This window comes from Embleya scabrispora DSM 41855, assembly GCF_000372745.1.
Classification (GTDB): Bacteria; Actinomycetota; Actinomycetes; order Streptomycetales; family Streptomycetaceae; genus Embleya; species Embleya scabrispora.
This window is the reverse complement of the sequence record NZ_KB889561.1, coordinates 291,649-317,921: the sequence shown is the minus strand read 5'-3', so window position 1 is coordinate 317,921 and position 26,273 is coordinate 291,649. Positions and strand designations below refer to the sequence as shown.

Genomic DNA, 26,273 nt, shown 5'->3' with positions numbered 1-26,273 from the left:
GCTCAATCGCATATTCGCGTCGGAGCGGGTGCGCGCCGGCGCGCACCGCCCTCGGGAGTCGGGTGTTGCGTGGCAGTCTTCGTGCGGACGCACACATCTTCGAGGTGTCGCTCGTGCCGGAGCCCATGATCCACCGGCGCGCTCGCGGTGATACTGAGGGGCGCCAGGCACGTCGGCTCACTCGTACTCGAAGAGGCTCCGTATGCAGGTCGATCTCGTTGTCCGCGAAGGTTCCCTCGTCGACGGGAGCGGATCGCCCGCATTCGACGGCGATCTGGCGATCGACGCCGGACGTGTGGTCGCGGTCGGGGACGTCGGCGATGTCCGGGGCCGTGACGAGATCGACGCCCGGGGCTGCGTGGTCTGCCCGGGCTTCGTCAACGTGCTGAGCCACGCCTACTTCACACTTCAGCAGGATCCCCGCGGCCTGTCCGATCTCCATCAGGGGGTCACCACCCAGATCTTCGGCGAAGGCGTCTCGCTCGGCCCGGTGACCGGCGCGATGACCGACGGGATGATCGAGCTCGGCCCGTCGGCCGAGGGGACCCGTCGCTCCTGGCCGCGACTGCGCGACTTCCTGGAGCAGCTCGAAGCCCAGGGCGTCGGCCAGAACGTGGCCAGCTTCGTCGGAGCGGACAACCTCCGGATGTCCGTCGCCGGGCTCGACGACCGCCCGCTGGACGCCGACGACCTCGCCCGCGCCTGCGCGCTGCTCGAACAGGAGCTGGCGGACGGGGCCCTCGGTGTCGGGTCCGCGCTGATCTACCCTCCCGGCACCTACGCCGACACCGACGAACTCATCGCCTATGCCCGTGTGTTGGCACGGTACGACGCGCTGTACATCTCGCACCTGCGCAACGAGGGCGACCGGCTCCTGGAGGGCGTCGACGAACTCCTGGAGATCGCCCGGGCCTCCGGCTCCCGCGCCGAGATCTACCACCTGAAGACCGCCGGCCGCGACAACTGGCACAAGATGCCCGCCGTCCTGGATCGGATCGAGGCCGCCCGCGCCGCGGGGGTCGAGGTGACCGCCGACATCTACCCCTACACGGCCGGCAGCACATTGTTGTCGGCCGCCATCCCTCCGCCCTTCCACCTCGGTGGCCCGGCGCAGCTCCGGCAGCGCCTCGGCGACCCGCGGAGCCGGGCGCAGATCCTCGACGCGGTGCGCGACGGCGGCGACTGGGAGAGCCTGTGGCGGATGAGCGGCGGCGCCGAGGGCATCGTGATCCTGTCGAATCACCCGGACATCGGCGTCCCCACCGGATCCACGATCGCGGACATCGCCAAGGCCCGAGGCGACGCCGACCCGATCACCACGATGCTGGACATCGTGCTCGCGGCACCGCACGCCGACGCGGCGTACTTCGTCGGGAACGAGGACAACATCCGACTCGCCTTCGCCCGCGACTGGGTGTCGGTGGGCTCGGACTCGGACGCCCCGGCGGTCGACGAACGCTTCGCCGACCATCCGGTGCACCCCCGCGCCTACGGCACCTTCGCCCGGGTGCTGGGCCGCTACGCGCGCGACGAGCGCATCGTGTCGCCGGAGGAGGCGGTCCGCCGGATGACCGGCCTGCCGGCGACCAATCTGCGACTGCGCGATCGAGGCGTACTGCGGGTCGGCGCGCACGCCGACGTGGCGATCTTCGCGCCCGACGACATCGTGGACACGGCGACCTACGCGAACCCGGCGAGCTACGCACGCGGCATGCGGCACGTCCTGGTGAACGGGACCGCCGCGCTGCGCGACGGTCGGCCCACGGGCGCCCTGGCCGGCCGGGCCCTGCGCCGCGACGTGTCCTGACGAACGGCGTGGCCCGAAAGCGACCCCGGCGGCACCGATGCGCGCCGGGGCCGCTCAGGCCGGCAGGCGGATGGCGAACACCGAACCCACGCCGGGGGTGCTTCGCACCGTGACCGAGCCGCCGTGGGCCCGGGCGAGGCGGTGGACGATCGCCAGACCGAGCCCACTGCCGCCGGTGCGGCGGTTGCGGGACTTGTCCGCGCGCCAGAACCGGTCGAAGACGTGCGGCAGGTCCGCCGCCGCGATGCCGATTCCGGTGTCGGTCACCTCGAACACGACCTCCGGCCCATCCTGATGGGCGTACACGGTCACGCTCCCGCCCTCCGACGTGTGCCGCACCGCGTTGGACACCAGATTGCCCACCATCTGGCGCAGCCGCACCGGATCGGCCGACACCCGCAGGTCCGAGTCGCCCCGCACCACCAGCGCCACACCCTGCGCCGCGGCCCCGGCCAGGTGCGCCGCCACGACCTGTTCCGCGACCTCGTGCGGCGCCACCGATTCCATCCGCAGGCCGAGCCGACCCGCGTCGGCCTCGGCGAGGTCCTGGAGATCGTCGATCACGTGTTGGAGCAGTAGCGCCTCCTCCAGCAGCGAGGACGTCAACGCCCGGTCCGGCACCGCGACCCCGTCCTCGACCGCCTCCAGCCAACCGCGGATGTTGCTCAGCGGGGTGCGCAACTCGTGCGCCACGTCGCCGACCATCTCCTTGCGCTGCTCCTCCATGCGCAGCCGGTGCTCGGACATGTCGTTGAACGCCTCGGCGAGCCGGCCGATCTCGTGGTTCGCGGGCAGGTCCACCCGCGTCGCGTCGTCGCCGTCGCGCATCCGCAGGGCCGCGTCGGTGAGTGCGGTCAGCGGCCGGATCAGCCGGGCCGCGACCAGGCCGGTGACCGCCGCGGTGAGGAGCAGGATCAGCGCGGCGACGCCGGCTATGCGTACGGTGTCGGCTCGGCTCAGGTCGAACACCGGGGCCGTGGAGCCGTCGTGGTCGCCCACGAACAACAGCGTCGCGGGCACGACGTACGGGGTGAGCTGCTCGCGGCGGGCGGTGTCCACGCACGCGGCGACGTCCCGGGCGACGACGGGCGAGGCGTCCTTGTCCCAGGTCAGGTCGAGCCCGAGAGTGAGCGGCGCGATGCGCTTGCGGGTCAGGCAGGCCGCGAACAGGGCGTTGAGCTCGTCCAGCGCCTTCTGCTCGGTCGCGGTCGGCGCGTTGGGTCGCGCGAGGCCGCACGACGCGGCGATCGCGCTGTTCGAGGTCCGGCCGTCGTCGGTGCCGGGGCGTGCGGTGGATGCCTCGGACACCACGCTCGGGCTGCGCGATGCCCGCGGGCGCGGGCCCGGGGTGCCGTCGGGATCGGCCATCGGACCCGGCACGGTCGCGTTCACGCCGGGGCCGGCGGATTCGCCGGCCCCGGTGGGTCCGCCCACGATCGTGACGACCGAGCGCCCGTTCGGCTGCTGCGTGATGTCACCGGAGCGGCCCGCCGTACGCAGGCACTGCACCGCCGCGTCGGCGTCCCGGCGCGATTGGGCCCGCTCGGCGTCCGTGAGCCGGAACGGCCCCACCGCCTCGGGATCGATGCGGTCGGATCCGGTGGTGGGCACCAGGGTCGCGTCGACCGCGAGCGGGTCGACGACGGCCGACGGGCGGCTGAACGGCGGCGGCGACGCCGGCCCCGCGTCCGAGTCCGCGATCGGCGCGCCCTCGCGGGTGGTCAGCGCGATCCGTCGGCCGGTGTCCCGGGACAACTCGCGCAGGATCGGTTCGATGCCGGTCCACTGCGGATGGGTCGCCGCGTAGCTCGACAACGTGCGGTAGATCCGGGTGTCGTCGGCCAGCACCCGGCTCTGCCCGTCGCGGATGGCCCCCTCGGTGGTCTGCGCGGCCAGCCATGCGGTGGCCGCCACCGCGCACGCCGCGACCAGGACCGAGGAGGCGAGCAGCCGGACGAGCAGACTTCGGTGCAGCGGGACCCTACGCGCCACCGTCGCGCTCCCCACGGGCGTCCGGGCCCGGCTCGCCGATCTTGTAGCCGACGCCGAACACGGTCACCAGATACGCCGGGCGCCGCGGGTCGGCCTCGATCTTCCGGCGCAGGTTCATGATGTGCACGTCGACCGTCCGGGTGGTCACATACCGGTCGAATCCGTGCGCCTGTTCGAGCAGTTGTTGCCGCGTGTACACCCGCCCCGGCTCGGTGACCAGGGCCTCCAGGATGCGGAATTCGCCGGGCGTACAGTCCACCCGGCGCCCGGCGACGGCCACCTCGTGTCGTACCGGATCCACCGAGAGCCGGCCGACTCGCAGGACCGGGTCGGGCGGACCCGCCGGTCGCCCGCTTCGGCGCAGCAGCGTGCGCACGCGAGCCATCAGTTCGCGCGGGCTGTACGGCTTGGTCAGGTAGTCGTCCGCGCCCAGGTCCAGGCCGAGCAGCAGGTCGTCCTCGGTCGAGCGGGCGGTGAGCATCAGAATCGGCAGTTCGCTCTCGCGGCGCAGGACGCGCGTGACATCCAGGCCGTCGACGCGCGGCATCATCACGTCCAGGACCAGGATGTCGGGTCGCTTGGTGCGGGCCGTGTCGATCGCGTCCCGTCCGTCGTGCACGACGGTGACCACGTGACCCTCGCGCTCCAGGTACAGGCGGACCAATCGGGCCTGCTTCTCGTCGTCCTCGGCCACCAAAACGTGCGCGCACATGACGTCGATGCTAGGTGCCGTGACCTGGTCCGATCGCCATCGGGCCCAGGTCGTCCCGGTTCCGATCCCATCCTGACCACGACCTGACAGGTTCCTGACATCCGGACGGCAGCATCAGGGCCATGCCTCGAATCGAACCGTTGCCTTCGCCCGCCCGCCGTTCCAGTTCGGCCGCTTTGTCCACCGTCGCGCTGGCGGCTCTGCTCGTGCTGACGGCATGCGGTGGCGACGATTCCGAGAAGTCCTCCTCGCAGGTCGCCTCGCTTCCCACGTCCGACGCCGCGGCCAAGGAACGGTCGGCGGCTTCCGATACCGCCGGTGGACAAGTGGGTGCGCCGCCCGCCACGAGCGCGAACACGTCCCAGGCGCCGACCACCGGCCGACCCCAGCGCCGTCTGGACACGTCGGAGGAGGAAGAGAAGCGCATGTGGGCCACGTACCAGGCGTGCCTGACGGCCAAGGGCGTCGACACCCGGCAGTCCGGGTCCGTGGAGGGCGAGATCGCGCGCACCAAGAGGTACGCGCGCGAGTTCAAGGAGTGCGAGATCAAGATGCCGTTGATGGTGCCGGAGATGGACCCGGAGCAGAACCCGAAGTACGACGACGACATGCGCGATTGGGTCAAGTGCATGAACGCGAAGGGCATGAAGGTCAAGGTCACCTCCGACGGATGGACCTTCACCGGCGAGTCGACGTTGACCAACGAGCAGCACCGAAGGATCGAACAGGAATGCAAGCTGGAGGCCTTCGGTGGCAAGCGCTGACGACGGGGGCGCCGGCACCGTCGAGTTCCGCGAGCCGCGACGCGCGCGGACCGGACGCCGGATCGCGCTGATCGTCGTCGTGGTGCTGGTCCTCGGCGCGGTCGCCGCCTTCGCCGCCACCAGTCGTGGCGGCGGGTCCACCGGGGCCGCGAGGAAGTCGGCGGGCGTCGCGACGGCCGCGGTGACCAGGACCGACCTGTCCGATGCCCGTGACCTGCCGGGCACGCTCGGGTTCGGTACCGAACAACCGCTCAAGGCCGGACGCAAGGGCATTGTGACGTGGCTGCCCAAGAGCGGGGACACGATCACCCGGGGGAAGCCGCTGTACCGCCTCGACGATCGGCCGATCGCGCTCTTCTACGGGACGACCCCGATGTTCCGTGCGCTGGGAAGGACGGAAGGGGACACGGCGGGCGGCGGCACGAACGGCAGGACGGATTCCGGGCAGACGGATTCCAGGCAGTCCGACCCGAAGCAGAGCGATCCGAAGCAGGACACGTCCAAGCAGGAGACCGCCAAGCAGGAGACCGCCAAGCAGGAAACCGTGAAGAAGGACGCCGCCAAGCCCCCGCAGGGCCGCGACGTGCGGGTGATCGCGGACAACCTCAAGGCACTCGGCTACGACATCGGCGGCCAACCCGCCGGCGTACCGACGGGCGAGGCGACCTGGACTCCCGCTTTGTCCGCGGCGGTCAAGAAGTGGCAGAAGGCCCTGGGGACTTCGCAGACCGGTGTCCTGGAGGTCGGCGATGTCACCGTGTTGTCCGGCGAGATCCGGGTGGGCGCGCTGTCGGCCGGACTCGGTGACGACGCGTCGCTCGCACCGGTGATGACCATCACGCCGACCGCCAAGGCGGTCACTGTGCCCGTTGCCGCGACCGAGGTCGGCTCGATCGCGGTGGACACCCCCGTGACCGTGGTGCTCCCGGACAACACCGAGACCCGCGGCACGGTGTCCGGGATCGGTCGCACCGCCGAACGCAAGGACACCGGACCGGATGCGCTGGGTCCGGACGCCGGCGGGGCGAAAATGACCGTGACCGTCACCCTCGACGATCCCGCCGCGGTGCGAGGCCTCGACGCGGCCGGCGTTCAGGTCCGCTTCGCCACCGAAACCCGAAAGGGTGTCCTGGCCGTGCCGATCGGCGCGCTGGTCGCGCTGCGCGAGGGCGGGTACGCCGTGCAGATCCCCGCCGGGCGCCTGATCGCGGTCAAGACCGGCCTGTTCGTCAAGGGCATGGTCGAGGTCGAGGGCAGCGGCCTGGAGCCGGGCCTGCGGGTGGTGACCACGTCGTGAGTCCGGTCCTGGAGGTCGTACACGCGAGCAAGGCATACCCGGGCGGCGTCAAGGCCCTCGACGACGTGTCACTCGCGATCGCGGCCGGCGAACTCGTGGGCATCGTCGGGCCGTCCGGCTCGGGCAAGTCCACCCTGCTCAACCTGATGGGCACGTTGGACACTCCGACCGCGGGGACGGTGTCGATCCTGGGCCACGACGTCGGCACCCTGTCCGACCGGCGGCTCTCCGCACTGCGCGGCCGCCTGCTCGGCTTCGTGTTCCAACAGTTCCACCTCACCGACGGGCTCACCGCCGCGGAGAACGTCGCGACCGGACTGCTGTACGCGGGCGTCCCGCGCCGCCGTCGGCTGCCGCTCGCGGTGCAGGCGCTCGGCCGGGTCGGCCTGGCCCGCCGCGCCGGACACCGGCCGCACGAACTCTCCGGCGGCGAGCGCCAACGCGTGGCGATCGCCCGCGCGTTGGTCCACGCACCCGCCCTCGTGCTGGCCGACGAGCCCACCGGCGCCCTGGACACGGCGAACGGGCAGGCGGTCCTGGAGTTGTTGCACCAGCTGAACGCCGAGGGAGCCACGATCGCCATCATCACGCACGACCGGGACATCGCCGCCGGGTTGCCGCGCCGCGTGGAGATCCGCGACGGCCGACTGGTCACGGACACCGGGCGGCCCGCGGCCGAAGTGGGCGAAGCGCCCGCAGCGTTCGAGGAATCCGCCGGGTTCGATGGCTCCGATGGGCTCGGGACTCCCGAGCGGGTCGAGGCTTGGGACGGGCCCGGATACCCGGCACCCGTCGTACCGATGGCACCGGTGGCGCCCGCGCCGTCCGCGGGATTCGGCGGCCGCTCGTGAGCCGCCGCGTGCACTCGGCACGAGCGGCGGCCGCGACCGATCCGACCCGACCCGTGCGGCTGGCCCCGGCCGACATCCTGCGGCTCGGCCTGCTCGGAATCCGCACGCGCAAGATGCGCGCGGCGCTGTCCGCCCTCGGCATTTCGATCGGTATCGCGACGATGATCATCGTCATCGGCATTCCGGCGTCGAGCCAGAAGGCGTTGATGAACGAACTCTCCGCACTGGGCACCGACACGCTGCGCGCCGAACCGCAGCCGGATCAGAAGCCGCCGGTACTGCTGCCCGAGGCCGCCGACGCGATGGCGGCCCGCATCGGGCCGGTCACGCTGACCAGCGCGGTCGCGAACACCCATGCGGTGGTGCGTCGTTCGGACCGGGTCGACCCGAACGACGGCTCGGGGCTGGCGGTGTTGGCAAGCCGCGCCAACCTGCTCGACGCCATCCACGGCAGGGTCCGTTCCGGGCGCTTCCTCGACCCGGTCACCGAACGCTTCCCGACCGTCGTGCTCGGCCACGAGGCCGGCATCCGGCTCGGCTTCGACACGTTGACGCCGGGGCAGGCGCCACCTCAGGTCGTCATCGGCAACCGCTGGTTCACCGTCGTCGGCATTCTCGCGCCGGCCCCGCTGGCCCCCGACATCGATCGTGCGGTCCTGGTCGGTTGGGAGGCCGCGCGCACGGGCCTGGGCTTCGACGGTCACCCCACCGTCGTCTACGTCCGCACCGCCGAGTCGGCCATCGAGTCGGTCCGCGCGGTCCTGGCGCAAACCGTCAACCCGGCGCTGCCCGGCCTGGTCAGGGTCAGCCGCCCCTCGGATGCCCTGGCCGCCAAGCGCGCGACCGAGAGCACGTTCTCCGCGCTGTTCCTGGGCCTTGCCGGCGTCGCCCTCCTGGTGGGCGGCATCGGGGTGGCCAACACGATGTTCATCTCGGTTCTGGAGCGCCGCAAGGAGATCGGCCTGCGCCGCGCCCTGGGCGCCAACCGCGGCCAGATCCGCGGCCAGTTCCTCACCGAGTCCATCGCCCTGTCCACCCTCGGCGGTCTCGCCGGCACGGTCCTGGGCGTGGCCGCGACCATCGGCTACGCCTGGTTTCAACACTGGCCCGCGGTGGTGTCGCCGGCCTCGGTCGGGGCGGGCTTCGGCGGCGCGATCCTGGTGGGCATGACGGCCGGTGTCCACCCCTCGATCCGCGCGTCCCGGCTGACCCCGACGCAGGCGCTGGCCGGCACGTGAGCCGCACCTCGGGCCGGGTCCGCCGCCTGCTCCGCCACGGCAGGCGCGGCCCCGGCCCGATCGGACCGGCGGCGCGCGGTCCCTGACGGATCGGCGGTGCGCGGGCCCGATCGGACCGGCGGTGCGGTCACGGGATGACCGGCACGCCCGGGTCGACCAGGCCGTCGCCTCCCGTGAACGTGTTGTCGGCGGTGACCGTGGTCGGGCAGGCAGGGCTGTACGAGACGGCGTGGATCGCGAGCCGGTCGGGGCCGGTCGCGCCGGTCAGGTCGGCGTGGTTCGTGTGGAAGACGGTGCCACAGCCCCAGCCCGGGGCCTGCGCGTGCACCTCGAACCCGTTGTTGGTGGTGTTCCCGCCGGTGTTGTGCTCGATCAGGTAGCCGTTGCCCTTCACGTCCACCCACGAGTCGTCGTAGTTGTTGCCGGTCAGGCCCGTGCCGTCGAAGGTGTTGTCCGCGACCCGGCCACCGCTGGTGCCCTCCTTCAGGTCCACCGCCTCGCCGCGCACCCCGGGGCCGATCACGTTGCGCAGGATCTGTACCCGGTCGCTGCGGTCGGAGAGCGTGTTGGCAGTGCCGACGTACACACCCTCGCCCATGCCGCGGTTGTCCCGGCCGGTGTCGAGGATGTGCGAGTCGACGATTGCGCCGTCGCTGCTGGAGTTGCGGAAGTGCACGCCCTCCATGGTGAGTTCGCGCACCGTGACGGAGTCCACCAGCACGCCGCGGGCGGCGTCGATCATGATGCCCTTCTGGGCGTGGGTGAGCGTGATCCCGCGCACGGTCCAGTAGGAGGCGCCGTTGAGATACAGGCCGTAGCCGCCGCCGGTGCCGGTGCGCAGCACGGCGTCGGCGGAGCCGGTCAGGGTGATCCGCGCGTCGGCGCGACCGGCCTTGGTCGCCTGGAAGTTGCCCGTGTAGCTGCCGTCGGCGAGGCGGATGGTGTCGCCCGGTACGGCCGCGGCCAACGCCGTCTTGAGTTGCGCCGACGTCGACACCGGTACGACCGACGCGGTCGCGGCCCCGGCGGACGGGGCACAGACGAGCCCGGCGGCGACGGTGGTCACCAGGGCGGATGCCAGGGTGCGGATGCGCATGGGGAAGCCTTCCGTCGACGGTGACGGGACGGACCGTCCCGAAGTCGCCTTCGAGCACCGACATCGGACGGGCACACGGCATCCAGCGTGCGGCATGGGCAGGCAAAGGTATAGACCAACACCGCGTCGGATTTCGCTGGGGGCGGACAACGGGGAAAGCGCGCGGGGGGCGGCCTACCATGAGGCATGGCCGAGACCGCCCCACCGCTTTCGCACCGCACCGACGACGACAGGCATGCCGCACCGGCATCGCCCGCACCGGCGCCGGCGCCCGCGCGGACACCCGTGCCCGCGCCCGTGCGGACACCGGCGCCCGCGCCCGCGTCACGCCGATCGGCCGCGCCCGGTCGCGAGCCGCTGTGGCGGGACGTGCTCGGCGAACATCTGCGGTCGCTTCGCCACAAACGGGGCGAGACACTCGTCGAGACGGCGGGCCGCGCCGGTGTTTCGCCGCAGTACCTCTCCGAGGTGGAGCGCGGTATCAAAGAGCCGTCGAGCGAGATGATCGCGGCGATGGCCGGCGCGCTGGGCGTGACCCTGGTCGATCTGACGCTCGCGGTCAGCGAAAACCTGAAGAGCGCCCGTCCGACGGGCCGTTCGGCCGCGGTCTGCCGGGCCGCTCTCGCCTTGGCGGCGTGACGGCACGACGACCGGGAACGGCGTTTCGAGCGGAGACGGCGGTGGCGCGCCGGTCGGGGTGCGTCACCGTTCTTCGAGCACGACGTCGACGAGTCCGTACTCCTTCGCCGCCGCCGCGGTGAAGACCCGGTCGTGGTCGGTGTCCGCACGCAGGGTGGCCGTGCTTTGTCCGGTGTGCCGGGAGAGGATCTGTTCGATGTCCGCGCGGACCCGCACCACCTCGTCCGCCTGCAGGATCAGGTCCGGGATCGTGCCGCGTCCCTGCGCGGCGGGCTGATGCAGCACCACCCGTGCGTGGGGCAGCGCGGCGCGCTTGCCGGGCGCGCCCGCGGCGAGCAGTACCGCGCCCACCGCGACGGCCTGGCCCACGCATGTGGTGGCGACCTGCGAACGCACATAGCGCATCGTGTCGTACACCGCCAGCATGGCGCTGGGGTCGCCGCCCTCGCAGTTGATGTAGAACTGGATGTCCTGTTCGTGGTTGTCCGCCTCCAGGAACAACAACTGCGCCACGAGAGCGTTGGCGACGCCCGCGTCGATGGCCGTCCCGAGGTAGACCACGCGCTCCGCGAGAAGATGCGAATACACGTCCATGATGCGTTCGCCGCGAGAGTCGCGGGTGATGACGTTCGGAATGGCGTAGGTACTCATCGCGAGGCTCCCTGGAATCCGGCGTTCTTGGCGACACGGCGGGCACCGCGTGGGGCGATCTCGTCGAACTCCTGGACGATCGCATCGATGAAGCCGTAGTCGAGGGCCTCCTGCGCGGTGTACCAACGGTCGTGCAGCGAGTCCTCGAAGATCCGCTCGATGGACTGGCCGGTGTCCTTTGCGATCAGGCCGAGCACCGTGTCGCGGGTGTGACGAAGGTCGTTGGCCTGCAACTCGATGTCCACGGCGGTACCGGCGATACCGGCGGAGCCCTGGTGCATGAGCACCCGGGCGTGCGGTAGCGCCCGGCGCTTTCCCGGAGTTCCCGACGAGAGCAGGAACTGGCCCGCGCTGTAGGCGATGCCGAGAACCAGGGTGGACACGTCGCACGGGATGAGCCGCATGACATCGCGGATCGCGAGCATCGACGGCACCGAACCACCCGGGGAGTGAATCCACAACGCGATGTCCGCGGCGGGGTCCTCCGCTGCCAGAGTGAGCAGTTGCGTGGTGAGCAACGAGCCGTTGTCGTCGTCCAACGGGCCGTCGAGGAGCAGGACGCGCTGCCCGTACAGTTCGCGCCGCGTGTGTTCTTGGAACAGCGGGGGTTTCGTGTCATCGCTCATGCCTCCACCCTGGGCTGTCACGCGCGGCCGGACCAAGCCGATCTGCCCAGAGCGGATCCGCTCAGAGCGGATCGACCGCGGAGCCTGGTCCGGGGCGGGGGTGAGCCGCCGGCTGTGCGCGTGCTTTCTGCTGCCAACTCCCTTATGACACAGGCCCGTTCCCCAGGGTCGGATGAGCGCGGCGCAGTGCGGTCGCCCGCCGGAGAGGCGGGCCGGCGGGTCGGTTCACCGACGCCCCGGGCCGCCGCCGGAGGAGGCGGTGCCTGCGTGGCGGAGCGACGTTCGGCAATTGTTCGGGGACGGGCAACCGGCACCCGAGAGCCGCATCGACCGGGGCCGGTGGCCGTGTCGTGACGTCGATCAGGGGATCCGGGGCGAGCCAAGGGAGGGCCGCCGCAGGCGGGACGCACGCGGCGAGCAGCCTGCCGACGGCGCGGCACGCGCGCGGGACGGCGAGGCCGCGGCGGGCGAGTCGATCGGTGAGGCGGCGGCCGAGACCGTCGGTCAGTCCGGCCGCCGCCACGGACAGCGCGTACAGGGGGAGAGCGGCGGCGACGCCGTCGAGGTCGAACTCGGCCTGTGCCGTCCGGGCGAGACCGATGTAGCCGAACGCGTAGAGGGCGCCGAGCCATTGGGTCCGGGCGGCCTCGGACCGAGCGGTTTCGTCGGCCGGTTGGTCGTGCGCATCGGGGGCTACCGGGACCTGCGGCACCTGCTTTCGCAGAACCGGCGGGACCCGCGAGCCGGCGTCGGCGGGGGAGATCTCGGGCATGTTCGCTCCATGGGTTGTCTCGGTGAGCCGAGGCTGTGCCTGCGTTCCTCATCCTGGGCAACCCCGTGTCGCCCCGACAAGCGTGTGTCGGCCCCCGCGCGAAGTCGTTTGTGCAGGTCAAGACGGGTTCGGTGAGAACGGGTAACAGACTTGGCACGCTTGCCGACATGTGTGGTGCGCAGCGCTGACGGCGCTGTTAGCGTTTCGGAATGAACCCCGGAGAACGCACGGCCGTCGAGGGCGTCGACCGTGATGCCGCCCGGCCCGGCGAAGAACGTATTCGCCATCGCGTCGACGACATCGACGACGTGGGGCAGTTGATGCGTTACGCGCTCGCCGCGCAGTTGGCACGGTTGGAGCGGTACGGAATCTCGCAGAACGCGGTGGCCCGCGGGACCGGCAGCGCCCCGGCGAAGGTGACCGGCAGTCTGCGCGGCCCGACCGTGAACGGGGCGTCCCCGAACCGGCCGACCGGCCGGGAACCGGTGGCGCTGACCGGCGACTGGCTGCGCAACCTCGACCGGGCCATCGTCGCGCTGGCCCCCGACACCGAATCCCTGGGCGGGCTGAACTCGCTCGGCATCCGGTTGCGCGGACTCGCCCGGAACGACAGCCTGCCGGCGCACCTTCCGGCCGGGTGGACGTGGGAGATCCTGCAGGAGGACGCGGACACCGAATTCGCCGTGCTGGTCCAGGCGTCGGCGCTGTTGTCCCTGTTCATGCCGGTCGACCACGCCAGACGTTCGTCCTCGGAACTGCGGCAGAAGTACAAGAGGAAGATCCACACGATCGCCGAACGACTCGCGTTGATCGGAGGCGCCCCTCCCACGCCGCGCAACATCGACGCGTTGGTGTTGCTGGGCAGCCTCACCAAGTACGCGTACGACGCCGACCTCGGCGACCTCATCGGCGGCGGACTGCGCACGTCGCCGCTGGGATTTCGTCACTGGCGGGTGCTCACCCAACTGGTCCACCTGTGCGAGGACAACCTCACCTCCAGCTCGCATCTCAAGGGTTGGGTGATCCGGCTCCTCAGGGACGCCGACGAACTCCGGCGCAGGAGTGTGTGCCCGGGACGTTCCCTGGATCTGGAACTGGCCGTCGTGATACCCCAGTCGTGGTCACCGCCCGAGGAGGACTGGGTGCGGGACCTGCTGATCGCACGGGCGACCGATCCGGGGTCGACCATCAGGGAACGCGGCACCGCCGCGCTGGGCCTGTGGCAACGCACCCTCGTGCACAATCCGCGCCGTCACCAAGACGACGCGCAGGCCCGACGCGTCCGCGAGGTCGAGACGGAACTGCGGGACCTGGTACGATGGTTCCGCTCGCAGGCGGCGGATACGGCGGCCGCGGGGGGTCTGCGCTGGACGGCGGCCACCCTGGAATCCGTCCTCGACGCCGGGACGCCGGTCTGCAACACGTGGCCGACACCCGACCCCGAGGACGAATCCTGGTTCGGCATCGTGCGCGCCGCCGCCGATTCGCTGGACTCCCAGGAGATCCCCGAGCGCATCCTGCAACCCACCAAGGCCCTGTTCATGCACCTGCTCCTGCAGAACGCCGTGGTGCAACGGCGGCGGGCGGTCGACGCCCTGCTGTCGGGCGGGTGGACCGGGGCCGTCGTGCACGCCCTGGAACACGTGCTCGAACACGAGAAGGAGCAGTCCTGGTTGCGGGTGCGGGCGCTGTTCGCCATCGGATTCCTACAGCGCCGGGACAACACTGTGGCGCAGATCCTGGTCCAAGCGTGCAAGGAGGCGCACGCGAAGCTGGCGACCGGGCCGACGGACGCCCGAATCACCGAGATGCACGCCGTCCTGTTCGCCATCGGCGATTGTTTCGGCGCCGGATTCGGTGCGCGCGACCGCGGCAACCTCAAGACCGTCCGCGCCGGAACCGCCGTGATCCTGCGGGAACTTTCCACCGGCGATGCCACCAGAGTCGACCCGCGGTTCCATCCGGTGTCCAGGGCACTGGCCTACCTGCTGACGTTCACGGCGCAGGACCGCCGTGCCGGGCGAACGGATTTGTCCGAGGAACTGCTGGAGGCGCTGCGCGATCATCCCGACGACACGACCCGCGAGTTCTGCGAGTGGGCCCTGCAATACCGCTTCGGCGTCGACGGCAAGGTACGGTCCCTGCTGCACGCGGCCGACACCGAGAACTGAGCAGGCACCGGGCAACAGCGTGCCGCCCGGTCGCTCCAACACCAATACCGTCCTGCTCGGTCTGGTCTGGAGAAGCTCGGCTGGATGTCGTTGGCCGACTTCATCCAAACGCGCGTCACCGGTCCGGCCCGCCTGCACAACACCCTGTTCCCCGAGGGTGCCGAGTTCCCGGAGCCGCGCGCGCACGGATACACGAACCAGACACCGACCGGCGCGATCGCCGACGCGACCGACTGGAACCCGAGTTGGGGTTGGGCGGCCGGCGCGATGATCTCCGATCTGCACGACCTGCGCCGCTGGGCATGGTGATCCTGCTCAACACCGACATCCCGCACGACGGTTACGAGCCGAGCACCGTGTTCGCCCGCGCGGTCACCTCGATCGCCACCCCGGAACACGGCTACGAACTCCCCGCCCAGAGCTGACCCCCGACTCCTTGCCCCGGCGGCGCGGCCCCGACCGAAGTCCTCACCGCCGCGCTGCCGGCACGCCATTCGACGGGTGTGCCGGGTCGACACCCCGGATCGTGGGTGCGGGGTGTCGACCCGGCCGCGGTCATTCGGTGACGCGGGGTCTGGAGCGGACGACCGCGTTTGTGCCGTCGAGGTGCAACTTGCTTTGTTCGATCGCCTGCTGCTCGGCGTCGAGGTCGAACCCCCGGGTGGTCAGCCAGTAGGCCGCGCCGGAGACCAGGAGTCCGACGACGAAGGCGATGTCGGCGCCGTCGAGTGCGTCGACCATGGGTCCGGTGTAGAAGCCGGTGACCATGAACGGCACCAGGGCCGCGACGCCCAGCGCGTAGGAGAGCAGGCCACGCCAACCCCAGCGTCCGTAGATGCTGTTCGGGCTGAAGATCTCGGTGATGGCGTAGTGGCCCCGGCGCACGAAGTAGTAGTCGATCAGGTTGACCGCGGTCCACGGCGCCAGGACGTAGAGGATCAGCGTGATGAAGTCGTTGAAGCTGCCGAGGTACTTCGACGGCAGGCCCTCGGCCACGGCCAGCGCGAGCGCCGCGCCGGCGAGGATGCCCGCGATGCGGGTGCGAACGGTCAGGGCGATCGGCCGGAATGCCTGGACGATGCTCAGCCCCGAGAGCATCGCGCCGTAGAGGTTGACACCCATGACCGCGATCGCGCTCGGAACCAGGACCGCGACCACGGCGGTCTTGCCGAAGCCGTCGAAGAGAGTGTCGCCGATGTCCTGGAGGTTGACCAGCGCGTCCGGCACCGGTACCGAGCCGGCGATGAAGTTGCCGAGCACCATGAGCCAGATCGCGGACAGCGCGGCGCCGGCGTACGTCCAACCGATGACCCCGCGTTCGGAGGTGTCCGCGGGCAGATACCTGGAGTAGTCCGACACGTACACGGCGTACCCGAGCTGGTAGCCGGCCGCCGCGACGAACTGGGCGAGTGCCGCCGCGGGGGTGAAGGCGGAGGAGTGGGCGACGGGGTGCGGCTCCAGGTGCAGGAGCGCCAGGACGGTGAGGATCGCGAACACCGGTACGACCAGGTACGGCAGCAGGCGCAGCACCGTGTGCAGCAGGTCGTAGCCGACGATCGCGACGGTGGCCGCCAGCAGCACGATGACGACCGCCCACACCGTGGAGGAGCCGGGCAGCACCGATTCGAGCACCTGGGAGGCCAGGAGCACGCCGAACGCGCTGAAGCCGATGTACACGCAGATGACGGCGAGCATCGGCACAAGTGCGCCGCGGGTGCCGAACTGGGCGCGTGACTGGATCATCTGGGGCAGGCCCATGGTGGGCCCCTGGTTCGCGTGGAAGGCCATGAAGCAGGTGCCGAACAGGATGCCGAGCACGGTGGCCGCGATCGACCAGCCGATCGACAGGCCCATCACGGGGCCTGCGAAGCCGACGACCATCGTGGTCGGCACGAACTGCCCGGTGAACCAGAACGGCGCCTGATGCCAGGCGCGGCCGTGCCGCTCGGACTGTGGGACGTAGTCGATGGAGCGGGTTTCCAGCACCGGACCGCGAACGTTCTCGGTTCCTGCGGCCGGCCGGCCTGTCACCGCACCTGAGTGGTCAGCCATGCGCCCTCCTTCATGTGGGGCAGAATCTACAGTTTTCCGGTTGTTTGTCTGCTCTGATTCCGGTCGGCGGCCGCACCGTCCGCCGCGAAGTCGGCGAACCCGGCCATCGCGCGGGCAAGGGTGCGCGCGGCCGCGGTGAGGTCGTCCAGTGCCACCCACTCGTCGGCGCCGTGCGCCTGACGGATCGAGCCCGGGCCGTGGACGACGGTGGGAATGTGCAGGTCGTTGCGCAGAAAGCGGGCATCGGAGCCGAGGTACAACCCGACGAAACCTTCGTTCGGCCCGGCGCGGTCCGGGCCCGCGCCCGGCCGGCAGGCGTCGACGAAGTCGGCGAAGGGGTGCGGGAGCGGCAGTTCGGATGCCTCGCAGAAGAAGGTGGGGACCACGCGATAGTCCACGTCCGGGCAGGACGCGTCGATCATCCGGACGATCGAGGCATGTACGTCCCGGGCGCTCTCCCCGGGCAGCGTGCGTCGGTCGATGGTCAACTCGCAGCTCGGCGCGATCACGTTGGCCGCGACGCCGCCGCGCACCATCGCCACGTTGCACGTCGGACTGCCCAGCAGCGGGTGCGGGTGGGCATGGAACCGGGCCAGATGCAGGGCGGTGGTGATCCGCGCCGCGTCGGCGACCGCGGACCGCCCCCGCCCCGGGTCGCCGCCGTGCCCGGCGGTGCCGAACACCTGGATCTCGGCCTGCCAGGAGCCGCGCTCGGCCACCGCGACCCGCAGCTCGGTGGGCTCGGGGACGATGCACGCGTCGGCCCGGACCAGGCCGGCGGCCACCAGTTCGGCCGTGCCGTGGTCGCCGCCGGTCTCCTCGTCGGCGACGAGGTGGAACACGATGTCGGCGCCGAGTTCGACGCCGGAGTCGACGCAGGCGCGCAATCCCTCGATCGCTGCGGCGATACCCCCCTTCATGTCCGCCGCGCCGCGCCCGATCAGCCGGCCGTCACGCACGACGCCCTCGAACGGGGGCACCGTCCAGTCCGACTCGACGACCGGTACGACGTCCACATGGCCGTTGATCAGCAGCGTCGGCCGGCCCGGCGCGGTGCGGCCGTACCTGGCGATCACCGAGGGCCGCCCGGAACGCGAGGTGAACACGTGTGTGTCGCAGCCCAGCGCTGCCAGCAGGTTCGACAGCGTCGGCACGGCCGCGGACTCGCGGCCGGGCGGGTTGCGGGTGTCGATGCGCACCAGTTCCACCGCCGTCTCGCGCACTCGGTCGGCCCGGACGAAGGCTTCGACCGGCGGCCGGGCCGCGCCCGGTGCCGGGGTCGGCCTCACGGTCGCACCTCGGACTTGGGCAGGATCCCGACCCGTTCCAGGCCGCGGGCGAATTCGCCCAGGTGCGGCCGGGCGGCGCCGAGCTCGGCCAGGAGCGCGCCGCCCGCGTCGACCTCGCCGCTGCGGAGCAGGATCACCGCTCGCCACAGGTCCGCCTCGGGGTTGCCGCCGAGGCCGGCAGCGGCCGCCGCGAGCGCCCGGACCATCTCCCGCGCCTCGGCGGCGGCGATGCCCGACGCGTCGCCGATGACCAGGGGCGGGGCGAACAACGCGGCCCCGATCGTCCGGAAGCCCTCGTGGATGGGCAACAGACGGCGCAGCTCGCCTACCGGGTCCGCGTGGTCGTCGACCCGGATGTCGGCGAGCACGTGCCGCCACGGCCGCTCGCCGCGCACACCGTCGACCACCTTGACGACCGCCGACTGCGATCCTCGGGCGTCACCGCCGGCATCCTCCCCGGCGAGGAGAGCGGACACCAGCCGACTCGCGTGCGCCGACCCCGACGCCGAGTCGCCGTGCGCGGCGACCATGGCCCGGCACACGTCGTCCGAGGCCAGCATGTTTCCCACCGCGGCCACCCCCTGGCCCCGGGCGACGCCCGTGTGCGGCGCACAACCGCCACCGGTGAAGCAGGCGTACGCGCCGGTGGCGTCCATGACGATTGCCTGGCGGTAGTCGGCCAGCGGATCGCCCGCGATCAGCGTCGCGAGCACGTCGTCGGGCGTGGCGCCGGCCCGCAGCAGCGACAGCCCCTCGTGCGGCCAGTCGGTGTTGGCGAATGCCTGGCTGACGACCACGCCGACGCCGGCCTCGGCATCGCCGACGACGGATCCCACGGCGAAGAAGTGCGACTGCGCGGCGAACCCGAGGGAGCCGTCGTGCGGATGGAAGCTCACTATCGAATAGGTCATCCCGATCTCCGATCTCCGATCGCTGATGTGTGCGGTGCCGATGTGCCGTGTCGGCGACCGGCGACCGGCGGCCGCACCGACGCCCCTCCCGAGGGTCGGTTCGGCCGCCGGACGGGTCACGCCCGGGCGCGGACCAGGGGGAGAAGGTCGCGCGAGAGACGGTCGACCTGCGCCTCGCCGTCCTCGCCGGGGATCAGGCACAGCGCGATGCAGTCCGCCCCGGCCTCGGCCAACGCGCCGATTCGCTTCGCGCAGTCCGCGGGTGTCCCGACCACCGCCAACTCGTCGATCCAGGCGTCGGGAATGGCGCGTACGGCGTCGTCGAAGTCCAGCGCGGCCAGTGCCTCGACCTCGTCGGCGATGCCGTGGGCCTCGGTCATCGGGTTGCGCGGTCCGGCCAACAGGTAGAGCCCGAACAACTCGCGCAACCGCTCGCGGGCGACCGCGGCATCGTCGTCGATCGAGCAGAAGACGTACGCGACCAAGTCGTGCTCGGGGCCGGCGCCGCCGGCGGCGACGGCACGGGCCGCCCACTCGACGTAGCGCGTCCCGGCGAGTACCGAGAGCACGGTCCCGTCCGCGCAGGCGCCCGACATGGCCAGCGCCTTGGGACCGCCCACGCCCGCCAGGATCGGCGGCACGATCGCGGGCGGGTGGGCCAGTTGCACCTCGCGGGCTCGATACGACGACGCCTCGACGGTCAGCGTGTCGCCCGCGAGCAGGGTACGCAGCCCGGCGATGACGTCGCGGACCGAGGACAGCGGGGTCTTCGAGCGGATCGCCATCTGGTCGAGCCAGTCGGGCACGCCCGCACCCACACCGGCTTTGAGCCGGCCCGGGTACAGCCCGGCCAGGGTCGCCAACTCCATGGCCAAAAGCGCGGGATGACGCGAAGTGGTGGGCACGATGCCGATGCCGACCGGGAGTCGCGTGGCGGCCAGCACGGCGCCGGCCGAGGCGATGGCGCCGGTGTAGAAGTAGTCCTCGCCGACCCACAGTTCGTCGAAGCCGCCGCGCTCGGCGGCCTTGGCCGCCGCGACGATCTCGGCCGGGTGTTGCGAGCTGCCGAGGACGAGGGAGATGCGCGGGGAATCCGGAGTGAGAGTCATGGTCAGACGCCCTTCGGGAGCGGGTTCCACGGCACCCGGCCCAGGCCGCGGCTGTTGGTGGAGTCGTCGAATCCGGGCCGCGCCTCGTCCAGGTCGGGCAGCGCGGTGATGTGGGTGTGCCACATGCGCCACTCGGGTGCGCCCGTGCCGTTGTCGCGGTGGTAGATCTCGGTGGCCCGTCCGACGGCGGCGTCCACCGAGTCCGCGGTCCACTCGCCGCCGTCGAGCATCTCCGCCTCGATGGTGAACTCGCAGGCCAGCCAGGCCGTGTCGCCGCGGACCTCCAGGCGCATGATCTCGGTGCGCAGGCCGCCGGTCTGGGCGATGATCTCGCGGTACCACTTCCACAACGCGACCTTCTCGGTCATGTTGAAGTAGGGGTGGCCGTTGAAGTTGAACATCAGGTATTCGTCACCCGGGGACGGGAACACCTCGACCATGCGGTCGATGTCCCACCCGATGTTCGACTCCCACCACTGCTTGTGGAGTCCGAGGATCGCGGCGATGTCCGCTTTCGGCGCGGTGCGCTCCGCGAACGGGGTTTCGGTCATGGTCGGCTTCCTGTTCCGGTGCTGAGATTTCCGGTGCTGAGATTTCCGGTGTCGCAATCCCGGTCGCGGGCGCGGTGCTCGCGCGTGCCGTCGACGAGGGATGCGATGTAGGCCGCGACCCGGGCGGGGGCGGTGTACATCGGCAGGTGTCCGTGTTCGACGATGACCGCGAGCCGACCGCCGGTGAGTTCGGCGAAGGCGCGGGAGTCCTCGACGGGACAACCCAGGTCCCGGTCCCCGACGATGGCCAGCGTCGGGCACCGCAGTTCGGGTGCGGCGTCCAGTCCGGCGGCCTCGGCGGCCGCTGTCCAGATGCGCGCGGCCTGTGCGTCGGAGTCGACGCCGATGTCGGCGGCGACCTCGGCCACCAGGACCTCGTCCAGCCCGGGTTCGCTCGCGAGGATGTCCAGTACGGCGTTGCGCGCACCCCTGGTGGCGATGGCCGCGAGGAACTCCCGTGAGGCGGCCGGGTCGGCCGGGCGGAACGCCCCGCCGACCGTGGTGACGCTCTCGACGCGGTCCGGGTGCGCGGCGGCCAGTTCCACCGCCACGGCCGCGCCGACGGAGGCGCCCACCACGTGCACGCCCGCCACCTCGCGGGCGTCCAGCAGTTCGACGCACTCGCGCACCCACCCGGCGAGGTCGTACGCGTCGCGGCGCGCCGAGGACCCGTGTCCGGACAGGTCGATCGCCAGACACGTCCACTCGGTCGGCACCGCCGCCAGGACCGCCCGCCAGCAGCGGGCCTGCAGGTTGGCCGGGTGTACGAAGAGCACCGTCGGGGCCCCGGAAGCGGCACCCTGCCTGGTCAACGCCGATCCCGAGCCTGCACCGAAGACGATCCGATCCACGGACGACATTGGGCTTCCCCTCTCCGCTTGGGGCGCCATAGTTACAGTAACGATGTAAGTTTGTCGAGAGTCGGGGCGACGTCCGGCCTAGACTCCCGAGCATGAATTGGCGAAGCATCGGCGATGTCGCCGCCGAGGTCGGGGTCAGCCCTCAGACGCTCCGGGCGTGGGAGAAACAGGACCTGCTCGTGCCGGACCGCACGGCCGGCGGACAGCGCCGCTACGGTCCCGAACACGTGAGCCGGGCCCGCCGGATCGCCGACCTGCGGCAGCGGCACGGCTGGAATCCCGCGGCCATTCGCACCTCGTTGAGCGGTCCCGACCACGCCCCGGTGCCGGACGAGCCCGCCGACGGCGGTCGGCTGCGCCGCGCCCGATTGGCCAGTGGTCTGTCCCTCAAGGAACTCGCGGCGATGACGGACACCTCCGTGTCGCACCTGTCATCGATCGAACGCAGCGTCGAGCGCGCCTCGACCCAGCTGATCGCCCGCATCACCGACGCGCTCGGTGTCCCGATGAGCAGCCTGGCGTCGTTCACCCGAACCGATGCGAGCGTCGTACGCGCCGACGAGCGGGCGACCGTCGTCCTCGAAGGCGGCGTGCAGTGGGAGGAACTCCTGCTCCCCGGCCACGATCTGGAACCGGCCCTGCTGTCCATCCCACCGCGCGGCTCCAGCGGCGGCCCCTACTCGCGCCCGGGCGAGACCTTCGCCTTCCTGATGTCCGGGACGCTGCGCTTTCGGGTGGGCGGCGGACTCGGCGACCACGCGCGGGTGGCCGAGCCGATAGACGTCGCCGAGGGCGACTCGGTCTCCTTCCCGTCCCGAACGCTGATCTCGTGGGAGAACATCGGCCGCAAGACCGCCCGCGCGATCTGGATCGAGGTGTTGTCCCCCAAGGCGTGGTCGGACCCGATGACCAGGCGCATCATCCAGGCGGCCTCCGGATTCACCGCACAGGATCCCGACACCGCCGCCGGACCGGCCCCGGGGACCGGCCCCGGCTGATCCGCCCGGGGGATCGGGGCGTGCCGACCCAGCCGGGAACCTGCCCGGCCGACCTGCCCGGCCGACCGACCCGCACGACCGCGCTGGCTACCCCGGTTCGATGTCCGGCGCCGGCGACGACCGGTCCGGGGACTCGCCGGCGGGTCGTTCGCCCGGCAGCCAGCGCAGCGCGAACCACAGTTCCATCCGTACGTCCGGGTCGTGCAGGTCCATATCGAGCAGGTCGGCGATCCGGCCGATGCGCTGGCGGACGGTGTTGCGGTGCAGGTCGAGTGCGGCCGCGGTGCGATCCCAACTGCCGTGGTGGGCGAGCCAGGAACGCAGGGTCTCCAGCAGCACGTGGTATCCGGGCGAGGGCGCGTCCACCAGTGCCGCGAACCGGGCACGGGCCAGCGCGGCGGCGTCCGCCGCGGGCACCAGCGAGTGCACGCTCAGGTCCTGCTCGCGGTGCCGCCCGGTGGGCACGCCCGCCGCGAGCGCGTGCCGCAACGCCCGCTCGGCCTGATTGGCGGCCACCGCGAGGTCCGCCGTCGCGGACGGGGCACTGAAGCCGAGCGTCCAACCGAGCCGGTGCGCCGCCGCGGGATCCGGCGTCGGCGCACCGGGCGTCGTGGGCACCAGCGCGTACACATCGCGCCCGCGCAGATCCAGATACGGCGTGGCCAACGCGGTGCCCAACGCGGCCAGTTGCACCGGATCCTCGCCGGAGCCCGATCCCCATCCCGCCGCCCGGCCCGACCGCTGCCGGCCCAGCCGGCCGCGCACCACCACCCAGCACGCGCCCGGCGCGGCCGGCAGCAGCAGCGTCGCCACCTCCTGCGGCGACCCGCCGAGCATCAACCGCACCAGTGCGGCCGAACTGTCGCTGTCGCCGCCGAGCGCGTGCCGCGGACTGGTCAACAGCGACAACAACACCGCCGCCACCGCGGTCACCGAGTGTTGGACCGCGGTCGGCGCGCCGGTCGCCACGACCCCGATCGCCGCCGGCGGTGTCGCGCCGCCCTCGCCACCGGGCAGCGCGTGCACCGTCAGATGCAGCCCCTCGTGGTGGTCGGCGGCCGTGGTGGGCGCGACCCGCCCCCGACCGGACCCGGCGGCGCGCGACTGCGCGATCGTCCGCACCATCAGCGCGCGCAACCGCTCCGGGGCCGCCGGATCCGGGCGCGCCCCAGCGGCCACCAGTTCGTTGCCGGCCGGATCCAGCAGCACGGTCCACGCGTCCAACTGCACCGCGAGCCGATTGAGCACCGACCGCAGCGCGTCGGTGCGCACCGCCGCGGTGACCAGTGCGCCCTGGGCCCGGCTGATTCGCCGCAAATCCCGATACCGCGACTCGGTCATCGCGGAGTGCGCCGCCCGACTGACCGCCACGAACGGCGTCCCGTCGGGCACCCGCAGCAGCGGCAGCCCGTGCCGGTCGCACGCCTCGACCAGCGCGGCGGGCACCTCGTCGTACACCGGCACCAGACCGAAGCCCAGCGCGCTGGCCCCCGCGCGGGCGATCCGTCCCGCGTACGCGTCGATGCCCTCGGCGGTCTTGGGCAGCGGCACCCCGGCGGTGAGCAGGAGTTCGCCGCCGATCAGATACGGAGTCGGATCCTCCAACTCGGTCACGCCGGTCGTGGAGACGGGTCGGTCCTCGCGCGGGCCGGCGATCTGGCGCAGTCCCAGCGCCGGATCGGCGAGCAGCACGCTCAGCGGGACGCTCGGCACGTCGGGACCGGTTGCCACGTCGGGACCGGTTGCCGGGTCGGGGACGTCGGGGGCGTCGAGCCCGGGCCCGTCCTGGGCACGATCGGCCGGACGGGCGGAGGAGGAGCCGACCGACGGCATGGCAACACCTCCTGGTCGGGACGATTCATCTATTTTGAATCATGATAATGGACAAAAGAACCACTTCACCGGTGTCCTGTCCCGGACGTAGGTTCATACCCACACGGCGAACGGTCCCCGCGCCGACCCCGGCCCGACGACCATCGCCCGCCCCGCCGCTTCGGCCGGCCCCGGGCAGTACCCACACTGCCCCCACCCTTCGCCCCTTCCCGTCCCGCAGGCGATTCCTGCCGTCCTCGCGAGGTCCTCCGCCATGAGTTCCACCGCCGCCCGCGGCCCCGTCGACCCCTCCCGCATCCCGCGCCACGCGGGCCCGACCACCCGCCGCGACCCCACGCCCGCCGCCGACCGCGACCTCACGCCGGCCGCGCCGCGCAACGGCGGCGACCTGGTCGTCGAATCGTTGGTCAACCTGGGCGCCGACCGCGTCTTCGGAGTGCCCGGCCAGCACGCGCTCGGCCTGTTCGACGCGCTGCGCCGCTCGGCACTGGCCTATGTCGGACTACGCGTGGAGAACAACGCGGGCTTCGCCGCGGACGGATACGCACGCGCCGCCGGCACGGTGGCCCCGCTGCTGCTGTCCACCGGCCCCGGCGCGCTGACCGCACTGCCCGCCCTCCAGGAATCGGCCGCCGCATCGGTACCGGTGCTGGCCGTCTCCAGCCAGATCCCCTCGGCCGGCCTGGGCCGAAGGCGCCGCGGCTACCTGCACGAACTCGTCGATCAGCAGGCGAGTTTCCGCGACGTGGTCAAGTCCGTGCATCTGGTGGGCGCGGCCTCACAGATCCCCTCGGCACTGGCCGCGGCCTGGGAGTCGGCGCTGACCCCGCCGTACGGCCCGGTGTGGGTGGAGATCCCGCAGGACGTGCTGCTCGCCGCGACCGAAGTGCCCCGGGTGACCGGGTTGCGGGTGCGCCCGCGGGTGCCCTCGGCCCGACCCGAACTGCTCGCCGAGGCGGCGGCACTGCTGGTCGCCGCCGAGCGACCGGTGATCCTGGCCGGCGGCGGTGTGATCCGGGCCGGCGCGAGTGCGGAACTGCTGCGCCTGGCCGAACTCCTGGACGCGCCGGTGGCCTGCACGTTCGGTGCCAAGGGTGCCTTTCCGTGGGATCACCCGCTTTCCCTCCAGTCCTGGTTGGAGGATCGGCACACCACCGAACTCCTGGACGACGCCGACGTGTTGCTCGTGGTCGGCTCCGGACTGGGCGAACTGTCCAGCAACTACCACACGCTCGCCCCGCGCGGACGGATCATCCAGATCGAGGCGGACGCGGGCAAGTTGGAGGCCGGCCATCCCGCCTTCGGCATCCATGCCGACGCCCGGGGCGCACTGGCGGTGCTCGGCGACTCGGTCTCGCCTCGATCGCCCGGCCGAGGCGCGGAGGTCGCCCGCACCCTGCGCGAGCGGGTCGGCGCGCGGATCGCGGAGCAGGGCCTGGGCCTGGAACAGCGGGTACTGGCCGCGCTGCGAGCCGCGCTGCCCGACGAGGCTCCGGCGTTCTTCGACATGACCATACTGGGCTACTGGGCATGGTCGGCCTGGGACGCCCGGCGCCCCGGCGCGATGCACTCCGCCCAGGGCGCGGGCGGCCTCGGCTACGCCTACCCCGCGGCACTCGGTGCCGCCGCCGCCGATCCGACGCGTCCGGTGCTCGCGGTCTCCGGTGACGGCGGCGCGATGTACTCGATCGCGGAACTGGCCACCGCCCGCCAGGAAAACCTGGACGTGACGTGGCTGATCGTCGACGACGGCGGCTACGGAATCCTGCGCGAGTACATGACGGACACCTTCGGCGCGGCGACCGGGACCGAACTGGCCCGCCCCGACTTCGTCCGGCTCGCCGAAGCCTTCGGCGTCCCGGCCACCCTCAGCAGCCCCGACCGCCTGGAGCGCGACGTGGCCGCGGCGCTGGCCGCCCCCGGCCCCCGGGTGGTCGTACTCCCGGCCCTGCTGCGGATGTTCGCCCCCACCCACGCCCTGCGGACGAACGGCTGATGAGCACGCACCCCGGCACCGGCACCGACCCCACGTACCCCGGGCCAGGCCCCGACCA

General features: G+C 71.9%; 22 protein-coding genes and 1 pseudogene. 10 read left to right on the top strand and 13 right to left on the bottom strand.

Annotation, left to right across the window (positions count from 1 at the left end):
* The first annotated feature begins 202 nt into the window (after positions 1-202).
* Positions 203-1,807, top strand: coding sequence for an N-acyl-D-amino-acid deacylase family protein (locus A3IC_RS0101310; RefSeq protein ID WP_020548251.1), 1,605 nt, complete (start codon positions 203-205; stop codon positions 1,805-1,807).
* Between the two features lie 54 nt (positions 1,808-1,861).
* Here A3IC_RS0101310 and A3IC_RS72360 read toward each other — a convergent pair whose 3' ends face one another.
* Positions 1,862-3,799 carry a sensor histidine kinase gene (locus A3IC_RS72360; RefSeq protein ID WP_281174445.1) on the bottom strand — a complete coding sequence of 646 codons (1,938 nt, stop codon included), beginning with the start codon at positions 3,797-3,799 and terminating at the stop codon, positions 1,862-1,864.
* Positions 3,789-4,511, bottom strand: coding sequence for a response regulator transcription factor (locus tag A3IC_RS0101300; RefSeq protein WP_020548249.1), 723 nt, complete (start codon positions 4,509-4,511; stop codon positions 3,789-3,791). The genes A3IC_RS72360 and A3IC_RS0101300 overlap by 11 nt, the downstream gene beginning before the upstream one ends.
* A 122-nt stretch (positions 4,512-4,633) precedes the next feature.
* On the opposite strand from A3IC_RS0101300, the gene A3IC_RS61665 reads away from it, so the two are divergent.
* The 4 genes from A3IC_RS61665 to A3IC_RS0101280 are packed head-to-tail and all read left to right on the top strand — an operon-like array spanning position 4,634 to position 8,661.
* Positions 4,634-5,275 (top strand): hypothetical protein, encoded by a 642-nt coding sequence (locus tag A3IC_RS61665; protein WP_158695765.1) that lies wholly within the window; start codon positions 4,634-4,636, stop codon positions 5,273-5,275.
* Positions 5,262-6,572 (top strand): peptidoglycan-binding protein, encoded by a 1,311-nt coding sequence (locus A3IC_RS61660; RefSeq protein ID WP_020548247.1) that lies wholly within the window; start codon positions 5,262-5,264, stop codon positions 6,570-6,572. Before A3IC_RS61665 ends, A3IC_RS61660 begins: the two co-directional genes overlap by 14 nt.
* A complete protein-coding gene (locus tag A3IC_RS0101285) occupies positions 6,569-7,423 on the top strand; it encodes an ABC transporter ATP-binding protein (RefSeq protein WP_020548246.1) in 855 nt (284 codons plus the stop codon). Before A3IC_RS61660 ends, A3IC_RS0101285 begins: the two co-directional genes overlap by 4 nt.
* A complete protein-coding gene (locus tag A3IC_RS0101280; RefSeq protein WP_020548245.1) occupies positions 7,336-8,661 on the top strand; it encodes an ABC transporter permease in 1,326 nt (441 codons plus the stop codon). The genes A3IC_RS0101285 and A3IC_RS0101280 overlap by 88 nt, the downstream gene beginning before the upstream one ends.
* Before the next feature lie 127 nt (positions 8,662-8,788).
* Here A3IC_RS0101280 and A3IC_RS0101275 read toward each other — a convergent pair whose 3' ends face one another.
* The gene (locus A3IC_RS0101275) at positions 8,789-9,757 is read right to left on the bottom strand and encodes a right-handed parallel beta-helix repeat-containing protein (protein WP_020548244.1); all 969 of its coding nucleotides are present in this window, start codon (positions 9,755-9,757) and stop codon (positions 8,789-8,791) included.
* 186 nt (positions 9,758-9,943) lie between these two features.
* Here A3IC_RS0101275 and A3IC_RS51875 point away from each other — a divergent pair, with 186 nt between their 5' ends.
* Positions 9,944-10,396 (top strand): helix-turn-helix domain-containing protein, encoded by a 453-nt coding sequence (locus A3IC_RS51875; protein WP_020548243.1) that lies wholly within the window; start codon positions 9,944-9,946, stop codon positions 10,394-10,396.
* A gap of 63 nt (positions 10,397-10,459) precedes the next feature.
* Here the strand turns inward: A3IC_RS51875 and A3IC_RS0101265 are convergent, their stop codons facing one another.
* From A3IC_RS0101265 to A3IC_RS0101255, 3 genes are all read right to left on the bottom strand, one after another.
* Positions 10,460-11,047 (bottom strand): ClpP family protease, encoded by a 588-nt coding sequence (locus A3IC_RS0101265; protein ID WP_020548242.1) that lies wholly within the window; start codon positions 11,045-11,047, stop codon positions 10,460-10,462.
* Positions 11,044-11,673: a ClpP family protease gene (locus A3IC_RS0101260; protein WP_020548241.1), complete on the bottom strand. Its 630-nt coding sequence runs from the start codon at positions 11,671-11,673 to the stop codon at positions 11,044-11,046. The genes A3IC_RS0101265 and A3IC_RS0101260 overlap by 4 nt, the downstream gene beginning before the upstream one ends.
* A gap of 142 nt (positions 11,674-11,815) precedes the next feature.
* Positions 11,816-12,445: a hypothetical protein gene (locus A3IC_RS0101255; RefSeq protein ID WP_020548240.1), complete on the bottom strand. Its 630-nt coding sequence runs from the start codon at positions 12,443-12,445 to the stop codon at positions 11,816-11,818.
* A 209-nt stretch (positions 12,446-12,654) separates the two neighbouring features.
* Here A3IC_RS0101255 and A3IC_RS0101250 point away from each other — a divergent pair, with 209 nt between their 5' ends.
* Positions 12,655-14,616 carry a hypothetical protein gene (locus A3IC_RS0101250; protein ID WP_020548239.1) on the top strand — a complete coding sequence of 654 codons (1,962 nt, stop codon included), beginning with the start codon at positions 12,655-12,657 and terminating at the stop codon, positions 14,614-14,616.
* 13 nt (positions 14,617-14,629) lie between these two features.
* Positions 14,630-15,041: pseudogene (locus A3IC_RS64115) on the top strand (serine hydrolase); the annotation flags it as partial.
* A gap of 130 nt (positions 15,042-15,171) precedes the next feature.
* Here A3IC_RS64115 and A3IC_RS51870 read toward each other — a convergent pair.
* The 6 genes from A3IC_RS51870 to A3IC_RS0101210 all read right to left on the bottom strand — a co-directional run bounded on the left by A3IC_RS51870 (position 15,172) and on the right by A3IC_RS0101210 (position 21,388).
* Positions 15,172-16,668 carry a purine-cytosine permease family protein gene (locus A3IC_RS51870; protein WP_106668727.1) on the bottom strand — a complete coding sequence of 499 codons (1,497 nt, stop codon included), beginning with the start codon at positions 16,666-16,668 and terminating at the stop codon, positions 15,172-15,174.
* Positions 16,669-16,694: 26 nt separating this feature from the next.
* Positions 16,695-17,957: a M20 family metallopeptidase gene (locus A3IC_RS0101230; protein ID WP_020548237.1), complete on the bottom strand. Its 1,263-nt coding sequence runs from the start codon at positions 17,955-17,957 to the stop codon at positions 16,695-16,697.
* Positions 17,954-18,868: a DUF1028 domain-containing protein gene (locus A3IC_RS0101225; RefSeq protein WP_026217748.1), complete on the bottom strand. Its 915-nt coding sequence runs from the start codon at positions 18,866-18,868 to the stop codon at positions 17,954-17,956. Before A3IC_RS0101225 ends, A3IC_RS0101230 begins: the two co-directional genes overlap by 4 nt.
* A gap of 116 nt (positions 18,869-18,984) precedes the next feature.
* The gene (locus A3IC_RS0101220; protein WP_020548235.1) at positions 18,985-19,977 is read right to left on the bottom strand and encodes an LLM class flavin-dependent oxidoreductase; all 993 of its coding nucleotides are present in this window, start codon (positions 19,975-19,977) and stop codon (positions 18,985-18,987) included.
* 2 nt (positions 19,978-19,979) lie between these two features.
* Complete coding sequence (locus A3IC_RS0101215; protein ID WP_020548234.1) at positions 19,980-20,528, bottom strand: YybH family protein; 549 nt, start codon at positions 20,526-20,528, stop codon at positions 19,980-19,982.
* Positions 20,525-21,388 (bottom strand): alpha/beta fold hydrolase, encoded by an 864-nt coding sequence (locus tag A3IC_RS0101210; RefSeq protein ID WP_026217747.1) that lies wholly within the window; start codon positions 21,386-21,388, stop codon positions 20,525-20,527. The genes A3IC_RS0101215 and A3IC_RS0101210 overlap by 4 nt, the downstream gene beginning before the upstream one ends.
* A gap of 92 nt (positions 21,389-21,480) precedes the next feature.
* On the opposite strand from A3IC_RS0101210, the gene A3IC_RS0101205 reads away from it, so the two are divergent.
* Entirely contained in the window at positions 21,481-22,386 is a 906-nt protein-coding gene (locus A3IC_RS0101205) for a MerR family transcriptional regulator (protein WP_020548232.1), read from the top strand.
* Between the two features lie 87 nt (positions 22,387-22,473).
* Here A3IC_RS0101205 and A3IC_RS0101200 read toward each other — a convergent pair whose 3' ends face one another.
* On the bottom strand, positions 22,474-24,219 hold the full coding sequence (locus tag A3IC_RS0101200) for a PucR family transcriptional regulator (RefSeq protein ID WP_020548231.1): 1,746 nt from the start codon (positions 24,217-24,219) through the stop codon (positions 22,474-22,476).
* 253 nt (positions 24,220-24,472) lie between these two features.
* Here A3IC_RS0101200 and A3IC_RS0101195 point away from each other — a divergent pair, with 253 nt between their 5' ends.
* Entirely contained in the window at positions 24,473-26,215 is a 1,743-nt protein-coding gene (locus A3IC_RS0101195; protein WP_020548230.1) for a thiamine pyrophosphate-binding protein, read from the top strand.
* Positions 26,216-26,273 lie beyond the last annotated feature (58 nt).